Source organism: Paenibacillus sp. MBLB1832 (assembly GCF_032271945.1).
GTDB classification, from domain to species: domain Bacteria; phylum Bacillota; class Bacilli; order Paenibacillales; family NBRC-103111; genus Paenibacillus_E; species Paenibacillus_E roseopurpureus.
Genome location: NZ_CP130319.1, coordinates 3,802,703 through 3,815,664, shown reverse-complemented (window position 1 = coordinate 3,815,664; position 12,962 = coordinate 3,802,703). Strand labels below are relative to the sequence as shown.

Here is a 12,962-nt window from a genome sequence, read left to right as displayed (position 1 = left end):
CTTAGTCAATTTGGATGTAAACCTTGCCGTCGTCAGTGACTTGGACAGGGTAAGTCGTTAGATGCTCGCATGCCGGCGTTTTCTTCGCTTGACCCGTTTTATAGTTGAACCGACCATTATGTTTGGGACACTCAATGATGTCTCCCATAACGAGGCCTTCTGCCAAATGAACTTTCTCATGTGTGCAGAAGCCATCTGTTGCATAATAATCATTATCCTCTGATCGATAGATGGCAAAGGAGCGGCTGCCTGAATCGAAGCGAATTACATCCTCCTCGTCAATAGCGTCAGCCTCACAAACGTATATCCATCCTTCTAGCAGCATTATAATGCCCTCCCCATGGTGTCTGTTACTTCTCGTTCCTCACTTGTAGGTCTATATTTGTACGGTTGCGCGGTTGCTGGAAGCACACGCTGAATGGTGTAACTTGGGTCCTTCCCTTGACGGATTAGGGCAATCATTACTTCCTTCACGGTTTCCCACACACTGCGGTTCGGTTTTGGAAAGTCCGGTTTTAATTCTTCGTGGAGCTTCGGAAGCGCATGGTAGGGTACCATCGGAAACATGTGATGCTCAATATGGTAGTTCATATTCCAGTAAAGGAATCGGAACACGGGATTCATATAGATCGTCCGCGTGTTCAGGCGGTGATCAAGCACATCCTCGTGCAAACCGAGATGCTGGACTAAGCCAAAAGTGAGCATGAGCGAAACGCCATAAAATGAAGGTAAAACAATGAACATGGCAGGTAAAATGCTCCCAGCATAAAGACAAAGCCCGATCACCGACAAGAAAATGAGCACATACACGCGTGACTCCCAAAATGTTTTGCGGAACTCCGATTCGGGTAAATAGGTGCGCTGCTCTTTATCGACAATGCCGAAGCAGTGTAGAATCATTCGTTTAATATCTTTGGGCCCACCGTATAAATGTAAAAATTCCATGAGTATAATACGCCAAACCGGCGGCCTTGGCTGTGCGATCTCGGGATCCAGTCCAACGATGAACGTATCCGTGTGATGACGTGTATGGCTCCAGCGCCAAGGGGTAGCAGGACGTAAGACCATAAATGATGCAATTTGATAGATGACTTCATTCATCCAAGGTGTTTTGAATGCAGTTCCGTGACCGCACTCATGCCAACGGGAATCTCCAGGGGAAGCGTACAATATTCCATAGATGAAAAAGGCTGGAATCGACCACCAGGTACCCCAGGAATAAAAGGCCAGCACGCCGGTTCCGATTAATAGAGCAAACCAAATTAACGTATCGCGGATTGCAGGGCCGTTACGTCGTTGCATGAGCTCTTTTAGCCGTTTTCGTGGTATTGGACTGGTATACCATTGTGCGGATGCAAGTCCTTTTTCCATTGCCCGAAGTCGTTCTGGTCCTGTTAGACTATAATCTCTTTTGTGGCCTGTAGCCGCGCTCATGTTAATCTCCTCCAACTTCATAATGCCTGCCGTAAAGGCTTACATTTCAAATTATAGAGGCTTATTTATTGCTTGTATTTAGACGATATCCGCAAAGTAGTTGCCAAAATCGTGGTTCTTAATAAATAATTAGTGTACAATTTTGTGAAAGGGGAGGTTGCGAGCTATGCCAAAGAAACCACTTTTCTATTTGAGTCCAAACGATACGCTAAGCGAATTGAGTGATACGTATTTTCCGCCTTATATCACGCTTGCTCATACGTTTAATGCGCCGGCCGGCTGGGGTATTTATAATCGCGTACTTAAGCAATTTCAGTTGCAGTATGTGCTTAATGGGAGCGCGCAATATACGATTGAAGGCAAGCCCTATTTGACGCGAAAAGGCGATCTCATTTTCCACCGCCCGGGAGAGCGACACAGCGTAACAACCATTCCTGGTGAGCCTTATGTGTGTCTGTCCTTAGTGTTTCATTTTGGTCAAATTGCGTTCCCGTTGGACGATCTAGTTTCGACAACGAACTATTTGGGCAACTTCGCCAGTCATGATATCGAACGCAAGCTGACCTCTCTCGTTGTTCATTATCGACAGCCGGGACTTGTGCATCAATTGCATGCGCAGACGCTTCTGATGGAAATCTTGCTTATTTTCAATTCCCTTGCCGGAGAACGCAGTGTACAAGAGGCTACAGCAGTGCAGCGGAACAATTTTTCAAGGCTAGTGTTGGCAAAAAACTACATCATCGAACATTTTGCAGAAGAAGTAAAAATCAAGGATTTGGAGAAGATAACCGGGTTCAGTTGTGACTATTTAATCGTGCAATTCAAGCTCACATTCGGGATGACACCGATCCAATATCAGATCCATCTTCGGGTCGAGAAGGCGAAGGAGCTTGCCGTTCATGAAGGACTCACACCTAGTGAGGTCGCGGAGCGGGTGGGGTACAGTGATATCCATACGTTCGGGAAAATGTTTAAGAAAAAAACGGGCACAAGCTTGAGTCAATTTTGTGCCACCTTATTTACGGAGGATTTTGGGCCAGAGGAGTGAGGTTATTTACAATAAATAAAGAATGCCACACGTTGACCCAACAGGTCTATGTGTGGCATTCTTTTTTGCTTTATTGCTTCTTTAACACCCAAACGCCATAGGGCTCGAGGCAGCTACTGCTAAGTCAAACGCAGCGCCCCAGAAGTAAACCTGTCCCTTGCCAACCGATTGACTGTAAGGGCAGGCTTCCCCTGATAGTAGTCCGAAGCGTACTCCGCAAGTACTTCGACTGTATCTACCTGAACATGAAGTATATCGTTGAAGCTCGGAGCTGAATACGCAGTTGCTTGACCTTTAAAGAGCAGTGATACAGGTGTCGCCGTTCCATTCGCCATGGTAAAGTCCTCCACGTAAACGCCGCTCATCAGATCATGGGAAGCACACCAGTACAATATTTGCTTCAATGCCGATTAAAGCTGGCCAAGCAGCTCCTTGTCTCCACGACACTATCCATCAAGCAGATTGCATTTGAGGTAGGCTTTCAGCAAAGCAGTTATTTCGCGAGCATACCGGCATTTCCCCGGAGCAATTTCGCAAGCTGAGAAGAATGGGATGAAGGCAAATGAGCAATTTGGATATAATTGGGATGGATATGCAGAAGAGCGGATAATTCTTCTCGTGATATTTTACGGTCTAAATGTGTTTGCATATACTGAATGACCTCCATGAAACGGTCTTCAGTCGAATTTAGCTGCTCAGGGCGAGAAGGGAGCCCATTAGCCTCCCACGAGGTGAGAAGGAGCTTGATAAGCTCAAGGATTCCAGACCCGATATAGACGTTTCGAAAGACAATGAGAAAAAATCAATTCGCCGTAATCTGCGTTAGCAAGATCAGCACTCGCATCTTTTGCAAAGCTGCGGCCTGAATCACTCATGAACTCCAGTCTACGCATTGCTCTCAACGAGCTCGGGGTGCAGGTGCATCAGGGTGGAGATTTCATATTGTCCTGCATGATCCCCTGCATACACACCAGCTGTTAAATCAAAGTCTGTACCATACCACACCTGCATGCCTGTACATTCAGTAAATAACTGGGACAAGTTCTTCAAATCCGCAGCATGGGCGCCTCCATGACCTGACAATACCACAGCACCACGGAAACCTGCATTGTGGAAAGCTTGGAGTTGGTATAAATAGAAATGATAATACACATGGGGAGCGATGGCTGATAGGAAAGGATTCACTTCTCCAACTTTCTCTTCCAAGAAACGAGCAGAAGGTCCGCTTTCATGGACATGATATCCCATTGTAGGCGCAATGATTCCCCCAGTACAATTTCATAGAAGCAGTCTCCTTCTTGTTGCTATACGTGACGTCTTGCTTGATAGAAATTTCTTATCCAACGGTGTTTCACCTGTAGTTCTTTAAACACTTCATGTGATAAATCAGGCTTATCAATGGAAGCGATGTTCGCTTGGGCATACTCATGAACTTGCATGGAGGTGAGGGCTGTCGTTACGCCAGGATGATGAATAGCGAATTTGATAGCGAGTTCCGCCAAATTGTCAGCATTCGCTGGGATAAATTCGCGTAAGCGATCAACTTTTTCTATATAAATAGGGCGAGGCAGTACATCAAAATATTTGTTGCGGAAGTCATTCGTTGGGAATTGCGTGTCTTCTTGTAAAAATCCGGTTAAACCGCCCTCATCCAAAATGATTCTAGCCATAACAGCGACATCATGGTGTTGGCAGATGGGCACCAAACAATCAAGCGCCAGAGGATCAAATATGTTCAGTAGGACTTGAACGGAGTCAATGACGCCTGAACGAACAAGCGAGATGACGACTTCAGGTCTGTGATCAGGTACCGAAATGCCAATAAAACGAACCTTTCCTTCTTCTTTTAATTGCAGAAGTTCCTCCATCCAATAGTCGATCGTATCCCACATTGGCCAATAGTTGTGCATTTGAATCAGATCAATGGTGTCTAGGTTCATCTGACGAAGCGATTCTTCGGTACTTGCTCTTATGGAACCAGGAGGATAAACAAGCTCGACTGGAGCAGGATGATGCCAGCCTGACATGACGGGGTACGATGGGTCCGATATCCAGGTCGGAAGCACTTTACTCGCTACAAAGGGGCGTTCCCCCTTCCATTCCTTCAAAGCTTTCCCCACTAATTCTTCCGACCGGCCATAGGCACGTGCGGTATCGATAACATTTACGCCATTTTCCAGCGCAGTAAGGACAGATTGAATCATGTAGGCATCATCGTAATTACCAAAGTGTCCACCTAAACCCATAGCACCATATCCGAGTTTAGAGAGTGACTGCCCTGAACGAGGGAAAATCGTATATTTCATGATCTAACTCCTCCAAGTCGTTTTACTACTAATAATTGGTATATTTCAGCTCAATCGTGGATAATCCGCAGAAGCCAGGAAAGTTCTTAGCAATTTTCTTCGCTTCCTCCGGTGAAGAAGCTTCTCCTAATGCTTCAATACGACGAATCCGAGCACGCTCAGACATTTCAGAAGCGCTAATGATATCATTAATTTGTTTGTAGAGCTCAGGTCCCCATTTCTTGCCAAAGTCAACATGCATACGCTCATCAACCATATCGAACTCACACTGAATGGCAGAGAGTGCATCATGAAATTGCCAAAAATGTTCGGCAGCCTTCCTCTTCTTAATAAAAGAACATGGCTCCGCGACCATTGTCAGTCCAGCATACATGTCCGGGAACCATTCTTGGGCTAAGTCCTGCAGACCTTTTCCAGGTGAGCCTTTAAAAAATTTGAAGTCCTCGGTTTTATAGCCTAATTGGAGCAAACGACGAACGCCCATCTCGGAGTGTCGCACTTCATCCCACAAATGACGTGCCGTATCGAAATAAAACGTCAGCTTCATCCCGTTAACACCATAATAGAGATAACAAAGAGATTCAGCTGCACCCATTTCGGTAGCATTAATATAGTGCATTTGTTTTACACTGTCTTGTAGTGGTGACATAGACGGATCTGAGTAGGACTGCTTGTAGTCAGGATTCCATGTATATACAGGAAATCGCTCAGCATTCCATGCAGAATCCATGGGAACGGGTCCAATTGCCTTACCATTTGGGTGCTGCGGCCATACAGGACTAAAGCTGCTACCTTGTTTCATAAATTCCAGCAGGTTCATCCAAACACTTGTTACATACTTCTGCCATTCTGCAATCTGACTAGTGAGCTTCGGTTCATCCGCTGCAGCAAACTGAACTTGTTGGGATAGCCATCTCAACATGTCGTTTCTATCCAATAGAATATAACGAAGTTTATCACAAGTAGGTGCATCCAAAATCGGATCAAGTCGCTCTTGCAAATGTTCATATGCATGGTATAATTCACGAGCTGCGTGGGTATAACCAGCAAAAAACGCGGCTTCTGAAGGTGCTAAAGACATTCGTTCAATGGCTTCTCGTGTTATTGAAGGTGCACCCAGCTTTTCATTTAAAGAACATGGGAGTTCTTCAAGTCGTTCGTACATCAGTTTGGCATGAAAGTTGTGAAGGTAACCGTATCGACCCATTTGTGCTTTTGTTTCAAATTCTTTTACTGCAGGCAACCATCCAAAAGCCATACGGGAAAGTTCAAACTCGACCCACATCAGATCAGTGAGTAATCTAGCTGTATCCTTTGGACGTAAGAAGATTGCTTGATTAGATTCGCTTAGGTTAATTTCAGAAAGTTCCTTATCGAGGACATTCATTTCGCGATGTTCATTCATCGATATCTCTCCTTAACATGTATTGAACACAGTATAACAAGATATTATTCTTAAAAGTTGCCGTAGATTATGGTAAAATGTCGTTGAATTGCGGATAATTATCTTACTAGGAGGACTATTCGTGAAATTAATCGATCATTTCGATTTAAAAAAACATCCTTTTATGTTTAGCTATTGCCACCAAACAACAGATAACCTGTTTCAGATGTTTCATGCACATCAAGGGCTGGAGTTGTTGTTTATCGAGCAGGGGAATGGACATGTTATTATTGAGCAGCAAGTAGTGCCATTGCATCCGCCGCTGCTATTCATATTTCAACCGTATCAACTCCATCGCATTCATGTATCAGCAAATGAAGATATGCCATATATTCGTTCCGTTTTCGTAATGGAACCGCATACCCTGGAGAAATACTTAATTCAATTTCCATCGCTTAGGACTTTCTTTAGGAGACTTTGGTTAGAGAGATTGCCAGCACAAGCGGTTCAATTGGAGAGGGAACAAGCAGTTGAATTGAAGAATGCTTTCCTTTTAACCCATCATGAACGGGAACATATTAAATCGGAGAAACATGATCATAAGCAAGAGGCGACAGTGCTCGGAGCGCTAAGCATACTTCGAATTCTTAGAACGATGCCGAACCTATTTTCAGATCAATTAGATAAACGGCCATATCGTGAAGCTCATCTTACTGAGCAAATAATGGTATGGATCGAGGCACATTTTAGAGAAGAATTCTCTTTGCAGGATTTGGCAGATTGCTTGCATGTATCTCCTCATTATTTATCTCATCTATTCAGGCAAGATACTGGAAGTAGTATTACTGAGTACATGATAGCCAGAAGACTTAGGGAAGCTTGCTTCATACTTGATACAAGCGATATACCTATTAAAGATATTGCGATACAGCTTGGACTTTCATCTATTCCCTATTTTGTACAGTTATTTAAGAAGCATATGGGCATTACCCCACATCAATATAGAATAATAAAGAGGAAGTCATTTATTTAAAAACACGAACAAGAGAGTGGATTCATTGGATACAAATGGACATATAATATTTAAGGTTTTAAAACCAAACAAATTGTTGAAAACGACGAATGGCAGCGTGTTAAACCGTGCCAAGTATGAGACCGCAAAGGCATATTTGCTGAACGTCACGTCCTAAGTCGACATTCCTGGAGGAAACCACTCTCTCTTATGGGCTGCATAAGGACGATAACCCAGCGGCTCTGTCGCCGAAGGAGCAGGCTCGTTTGGTGGGGAGCAGCATGGACGAATGGCTGAAGCGGATTCCTCCCTAGGTTGACCTTGCATATGAGCAGAGGGTGACCCATATCATCGTAAAATAGTGAAAGAAATTGTACATCCTTCTTCTATTGCCTGGCCAGTCTGTATTCTATACTCATTACAGGGAATCGTATCGTAAGTGAAAATAACAACCCGAGGTGATAGTATGCAGACACAGAGCGTTCAGAAAAATAACGTACATAAGAAATCCCGATCCTCCCTAAGTGTATATTTGGGACAATGGAATGCGCCGGTGGTCGGTTATGTCTTTATTGCCCCTTGGCTCATTGGCTTCCTTGTCCTTCAGTTGTGGCCGATCATTCAGTCGTTCTATCTTTCCTTTACGGAGTATTCTCTCCTGGATGCGCCCCACTGGATCGGCAGCGCGAACTACGAGAATATCGCGAAGGATCGCTTGTTTTTCAACTCTCTGAAAGTTACTTTTACGTACGTGTTAGCTTCCGTTCCTCTTAAGCTCGCAGCGGCGCTGTTCATAGCGATACTGCTGAATCGATCCATCCGCGGTATCTCCGTGTACCGTACGTTGATTTATTTGCCTTCGCTAATCGGCGGCAGTATGGCGGTCGCTGTCTTGTGGCGTAACATCTTCGGCACCGACGGATTCATTAACAACCTTGTCGTACTCTTCGGTTTCACGCCCCACAACTGGATCGGCATGCCGGAAACGGCTCTATCTACCCTAATCATTTTAAGCGCATGGCAGTTCGGTTCGTCAATGATCATCTTCCTTGCCGGGTTGAAGCAGATTCCATCAGAGCTCTACGAGGCTTCTTCCGTAGACGGTGCGGGACCGGTGCGTAAGTTCATCTCCGTCACGCTGCCGATGCTGTCGCCAGTCATTTTGTTTAACCTGATCATGGGAATTATCAATTCATTCCAGATGTTCACTCAAGCGTTCATCGTGACGGAAGGAAAGCCCTACAATTCCACAGAAGTGTATGCGCTATTTCTCTATAAGAAAGCGTTCGGGAGCTTGGAGATGGGGTATGCCTCCGCACTGGCTTGGATTCTTCTGATCATCATCGGCATCATGACACTACTTAATTTTATAGCATCCAAATATTGGGTGTTCTATGAATCCGAATCGGGGGCAAGCAAATGAATAGAGAGCTGACATGGAGAGGAAAATGGGCAACGCATTTGGTTTTGCTAGGGTTTAGCCTGCTGATGTTTTATCCGATACTGTGGTGGATCGGCGCTTCGTTCAAGACAACGCAGGAGCTGGCTCTACCTACCCTGTTCCCTACAAAGTGGATGTGGGAAAATTATAGGGACGGCTGGAACGCACTTCCCAAATATACGTTTACGTATTTCTTTTTGAATAGCCTGAAGCTGAATGTGGCAACAACGGTGCTTCATGTGGCTGCGGCGAGTCTTGTCGCATTTGGCTTTGCCCGGATGACTTTTCCGTTTAAAAATATGTGGTTTAGCGTGCTGCTGCTTACGATGATGCTTCCTAACCAAGTTACGTTAATTCCGCAGTATGCCATGTTCCATTCCTTTAATTGGATTAACACGTATTTACCTCTCCTTGTGCCGTCGGCAATGGGGGGCGCCTTCTTTGTCTTCTTGCTGGTTCAGTTTATTCGATCTATTCCTCGGGAGCTTGACGAGTCGGCGAAGATCGACGGCTGCAGCTGGTTTGGGATCTACTGGCGCATTGTGATGCCGCTGACGAAACCTGCTCTGGTTACCGTCACGATCTTCTCCTTCCTCTGGGGCTGGGATGACTATTTCGGACCGCTCATCTACTTGAATTCGGTTGAGCTTTATACAGTGCCACTGGCGCTGCGCATGTTTATCGATACGCAATCGGCTGTAGCTTGGGGGCAGCTGTTGGCGATGTCACTAGTATCGATTATGCCTCCGGTTCTTATTTTCTTCTTCGCTCAGAAGCACTTCGTCGAAGGTATTGCCACTACAGGCTTGAAGGGGTAAGATGGTGAAGAAAGCTGCGCTCGTCGGCAGCTTTTTTTGCATCTATGGCAAGGAAGGGGCCGTCTGTATGAAAACGTTTCATCCATTTCGTCGATATCGCATTGATAATGTGCTCTTCTTTGCGCTGGCCATTTTCATTACGTTGCTAGTGGCGGTGATTCTAATGATTACCTATAACTTTTCGTCGAAGGAGCAAGCACAAAATACTTCGTATTATCAGCAGGCTATGTTAGGAGAGCTGAATGAACAACTGACGCTGCAGCTCAAAGCGGTCGAGCAAACTTCACTTGCCATATCTCGGAATATGGCAGTTATCGATTTTATGGACCTTCAAGGCGACTATTATATACGCAACAAAATGCGGCAGGATTTGATTCGCGATTATCTGCATCCAATCATCAACAGTTCTCCCTTCATCCATTCGATTCAAATTTATATGAGGGAACCGACCATTACGGACGTGACCGGGTATGTGCAAATGATCCCCATGAACTACGTATTATCCGAACCGTGGTACCCATTGGTCCAAAAATCCGACTTCACCTGGATCGGCCAGCGCTTAGCGGAATCTCAGCAAGGCCCAGAGCCGGTCCTAAGCTTTGTTCGGCATGTCGTCTCGGATATGAATGGCTCATTAGGGCTATTAGTGGTCAACGTAAAGGTATCTGCGCTAGAAGCCTTATTAAGCCGTGACAAGAACAACCCGCAACGGATGCTTGTTGACGCGGGTGGCAGGATGCTGATGCAAACCGGCAAAAAGGTATCGGAAACGGAGGCTTCTCAAATCGTAAACAGCGTTCAGGGGGAATCCGGATATAAGCGAATTGCGATTTCCACTCAAGGAGACCGTGGCGTCCATAACGTTCTGTCCGTATGGACCAGGGGCTACCAGGAGGGCTGGGTGCTGATCGAATGGACGCCTTGGGAGGAGATTACCCGCAGCAGCGTTAAGCTCGCTAAGACATTAGCGGCCATTGGGGCGGGTGCCATTGGTGTAGCCTTATTAATCACCCTTACGTTATCCCGCAGCTTTACCTCGCCAATCAAGCAGATTTTGCAAATGATGAGCGGGTACACGCTCAACCGCAGCATTCAACCTTATCCGGAAACCTATCAGAATGAGTTCGGCAGTTTATTTAGCGGTTACAGGAAAATGATCGAAAGGGTGGAGGAGCTGTATCAGTCCTTAGAGCAGCAATATAAGGCTCAACGGGAGGCAGAAATCAAAGCGCTCCAAGCGATGATTAATCCCCACTTTCTGTATAACACCTTGGATCAGCTCAATTGGATGGCTATTGAGGCCGGACAAGAGCGAATTAGTCATGTACTGGAATTAATGGGCCGTATGTTTCGAATTGGCTTATCGAATGGAGACAGCTTCATTACGCTGCAGGAGGAACTGCTTCATATCGAGTGCTATCTTCAAATTCAACAGCTGAAATGGGGGGAAGGGCTAGTCTACGAGCTATTCCTGGAACCGGGGCTGGAAACGCTGTTAATTCCGAAGCTGACGATTCAACCGTTCGTGGAGAATGCCGTAACCCACGGCCTGCACGGCCGAGCAACCGGCAAGGTGACCGTCGCCGTTCGGCGTAAGGATGAACGTACACTGGAATGTTCGGTTCTTGATGACGGTTGTGGTATACCAACCGATTGGAACCGTAGGCCGATTCGCAAAACAGGTGGCTACGGAATCCGCAATGTAATGGAGAGAGTGGAAGCGTATTTCGGGCATCCTTATGGCGTAGACCTGTCTCCTCTGGAGAGGGGTGGAACGCTGGTTAAGGTATGGATACCCGAGTTGCAGCAATTCACGACAACAGGAGGTCATGAAGATGTGGAACATCGTTATCGTTGATGATGACCGGAGTGTACTGCAGGGTATGAAACGGATGATACCTTGGGAGGAATTCAATGCCCGGTTGGTGGGCGAGGCTATGGACGGCAGTGAAGGACTCCGTATCATCCAGGAATGCAGCCCTGACATTGTGATCACGGACATTTATATGCCGGTCATGAATGGTCTGGATATGATCCAACAGCTGAGGAGTACTGATTTTGCAGGAAAAATCGTTATTTTAAGCGGATATTCGGACTTTGAGTATGCACGGCAGGCACTTCGCCTGGGCGTGGATGATTATTTGTCTAAGCCGGTGACTTTAAACACGCTTAGGGAACTACTTGGCAAGCTTCTTGGCCAGTTGGAGCAGGAGCTGACTAAGAAAGAGGAAGAGGAAGAGATTAAGGTAAGGCTCCAAAAGTATGAGCCCTACGTCCGCCACGAACGGATGAGAACCCTGCTAATCGGCTTATACTCTCTTCAGGATAAGTCGTTTGTCGAGTGGGCCGAGGAGTTCCAAGACGGGCAGTCGGCGCACTATGTCACGATGGTCATGGAGATGGTGCGCACCGACCGTATGGTGGGTTGGACGGCCCGGGACTACTTATTGCTCCGTTTCGCCGTGGGCAATATTGCTGCGGAGTTAGCTGCGGAGGAAGGTCTGAAGATTTATTTTGCCGAGCTTCAGCATCTTCAGATGGCGGTCTTACTTCACGTAGACCCGGGCTTACCTCGGAAGAGGGCGATGGAGACATGTCGGAAGCTAGCCGAACGTATTCATGAAGCGGTCACCACCTATTTGCGGATCGAACTCCAAATAGGTCTAGGCTCGGTGAAGGAGGAATGGAAGACCATCGCTACAGGCACCCAAGAAGCACAAATTGCGTTATTGGATAAAATAAGCAATTCCGAGCAAGGACTTCCCGTGTTTCAATACCGCCCGCCCGTTGCTGGTTCCGAAGATGAAGGGGGCGTGAGGCTCCGGTCCTTGGCATGGTATCAGAAGCTGACTGAAGCCGTCAGGCAGTTGGACCCTGCTTATGGAGAAGCAGCCATTGCCGAACTGGGGGATCAGCTGGAGGGTGTTTCTATCGCAGGACTGCAGCGGATGGGGAGCGAGCTTTGGACTATCTGGGGATATGCGCTGTATGAAACTGGGATGAATTTGAATGACATGTATGCAGCCGGGGAGATCGAGAAAGAACTGAAGATCTTGCTGCGGCCGAGTCAGTGGAAGGACTGGGTCCTTCATAAATTATTGGCAATATGTGAACGATTCGGCCGCACGGACAACGTGAAACACAAGAAGTCGGTTGATTTCATCGTTGCCTATGTGCACGAACATTATGCCGAAGAAATTCGTCTGCAGGAGCTGGCGGAAAAATTATATATTTCTAGAAATTATTTGAGCAATATATTTCGCAATGCGACCGGGGAGACCTTCAACGATTATGTGACCAGAGTCCGCATCGAGAAAGCAAAGAAGCTGATCTTACAAGGGAATCTCATGGTCTATGAAATTGCGGAAGCCGTAGGGTATAAGAACGTTTCGTACTTTACTACCTTATTTAAGAAACAGACGGGTCGAAGCCCCTCGGAATTCAGTAAAGGCTATTAATCGAAAAATATCGTAAAATAGCGAAAGAGATTGTGCATCTCTCATGTATGCAATAACCTCC

Annotated in this window: 13 protein-coding genes; 7 read left to right on the top strand and 6 right to left on the bottom strand. The window is 46.3% G+C overall.

The window, feature by feature from the left end; all coding sequences use genetic code 11:
• Window position 1 precedes the first annotated feature (1 nt).
• Both MJB10_RS17185 and MJB10_RS17180 read right to left on the bottom strand, forming a co-directional pair.
• Entirely contained in the window at window positions 2-325 is a 324-nt protein-coding gene (locus MJB10_RS17185; RefSeq protein WP_314796634.1) for a MocE family 2Fe-2S type ferredoxin, read from the bottom strand.
• Entirely contained in the window at window positions 325-1,434 is a 1,110-nt protein-coding gene (locus MJB10_RS17180) for a fatty acid desaturase family protein (protein WP_314796632.1), read from the bottom strand. Before MJB10_RS17180 ends, MJB10_RS17185 begins: the two co-directional genes overlap by 1 nt.
• Window positions 1,435-1,600: 166 nt before the next feature.
• Here MJB10_RS17180 and MJB10_RS17175 point away from each other — a divergent pair, with 166 nt between their 5' ends.
• On the top strand, window positions 1,601-2,482 hold the full coding sequence (locus tag MJB10_RS17175; RefSeq protein WP_314796630.1) for an AraC family transcriptional regulator: 882 nt from the start codon (window positions 1,601-1,603) through the stop codon (window positions 2,480-2,482).
• A gap of 119 nt (window positions 2,483-2,601) precedes the next feature.
• Here the strand turns inward: MJB10_RS17175 and MJB10_RS17170 are convergent, their stop codons facing one another.
• A complete protein-coding gene (locus MJB10_RS17170; protein ID WP_314796628.1) occupies window positions 2,602-2,886 on the bottom strand; it encodes a beta-galactosidase trimerization domain-containing protein in 285 nt (94 codons plus the stop codon).
• On the opposite strand from MJB10_RS17170, the gene MJB10_RS17165 reads away from it, so the two are divergent.
• Complete coding sequence (locus tag MJB10_RS17165; protein ID WP_314796626.1) at window positions 2,854-3,024, top strand: helix-turn-helix domain-containing protein; 171 nt, start codon at window positions 2,854-2,856, stop codon at window positions 3,022-3,024. The two genes, MJB10_RS17170 and MJB10_RS17165, sit on opposite strands and share 33 nt — an antisense overlap.
• 343 nt (window positions 3,025-3,367) lie before the next feature.
• Here the strand turns inward: MJB10_RS17165 and MJB10_RS17160 are convergent, their stop codons facing one another.
• Genes MJB10_RS17160 through MJB10_RS17150 form a run of 3 tightly spaced genes read right to left on the bottom strand, consistent with a single transcriptional unit; the run spans window position 3,368 to window position 6,193 of the window.
• Window positions 3,368-3,730 (bottom strand): creatininase family protein, encoded by a 363-nt coding sequence (locus MJB10_RS17160; RefSeq protein WP_314796624.1) that lies wholly within the window; start codon window positions 3,728-3,730, stop codon window positions 3,368-3,370.
• A gap of 56 nt (window positions 3,731-3,786) precedes the next feature.
• On the bottom strand, window positions 3,787-4,788 hold the full coding sequence (locus tag MJB10_RS17155) for an aldo/keto reductase (RefSeq protein ID WP_314796620.1): 1,002 nt from the start codon (window positions 4,786-4,788) through the stop codon (window positions 3,787-3,789).
• Between the two features lie 28 nt (window positions 4,789-4,816).
• Window positions 4,817-6,193 carry a hypothetical protein gene (locus MJB10_RS17150; RefSeq protein WP_314796619.1) on the bottom strand — a complete coding sequence of 459 codons (1,377 nt, stop codon included), beginning with the start codon at window positions 6,191-6,193 and terminating at the stop codon, window positions 4,817-4,819.
• 121 nt (window positions 6,194-6,314) lie between these two features.
• On the opposite strand from MJB10_RS17150, the gene MJB10_RS17145 reads away from it, so the two are divergent.
• The 5 genes from MJB10_RS17145 (at window position 6,315) to MJB10_RS17125 (ending at window position 12,901) form a co-directional block, all read left to right on the top strand.
• Window positions 6,315-7,205: a helix-turn-helix transcriptional regulator gene (locus MJB10_RS17145; protein ID WP_314796617.1), complete on the top strand. Its 891-nt coding sequence runs from the start codon at window positions 6,315-6,317 to the stop codon at window positions 7,203-7,205.
• A gap of 445 nt (window positions 7,206-7,650) precedes the next feature.
• Entirely contained in the window at window positions 7,651-8,607 is a 957-nt protein-coding gene (locus MJB10_RS17140) for a carbohydrate ABC transporter permease (RefSeq protein ID WP_314796615.1), read from the top strand.
• A 65-nt stretch (window positions 8,608-8,672) separates the two neighbouring features.
• Complete coding sequence (locus MJB10_RS17135; RefSeq protein ID WP_397386640.1) at window positions 8,673-9,443, top strand: carbohydrate ABC transporter permease; 771 nt, start codon at window positions 8,673-8,675, stop codon at window positions 9,441-9,443.
• Window position 9,444: 1 nt separating this feature from the next.
• Window positions 9,445-11,301 carry a cache domain-containing sensor histidine kinase gene (locus tag MJB10_RS17130; protein ID WP_314796611.1) on the top strand — a complete coding sequence of 619 codons (1,857 nt, stop codon included), beginning with the start codon at window positions 9,445-9,447 and terminating at the stop codon, window positions 11,299-11,301.
• Window positions 11,279-12,901 carry a response regulator transcription factor gene (locus MJB10_RS17125; RefSeq protein WP_314796609.1) on the top strand — a complete coding sequence of 541 codons (1,623 nt, stop codon included), beginning with the start codon at window positions 11,279-11,281 and terminating at the stop codon, window positions 12,899-12,901. Before MJB10_RS17130 ends, MJB10_RS17125 begins: the two co-directional genes overlap by 23 nt.
• Window positions 12,902-12,962: the final 61 nt, after the last annotated feature.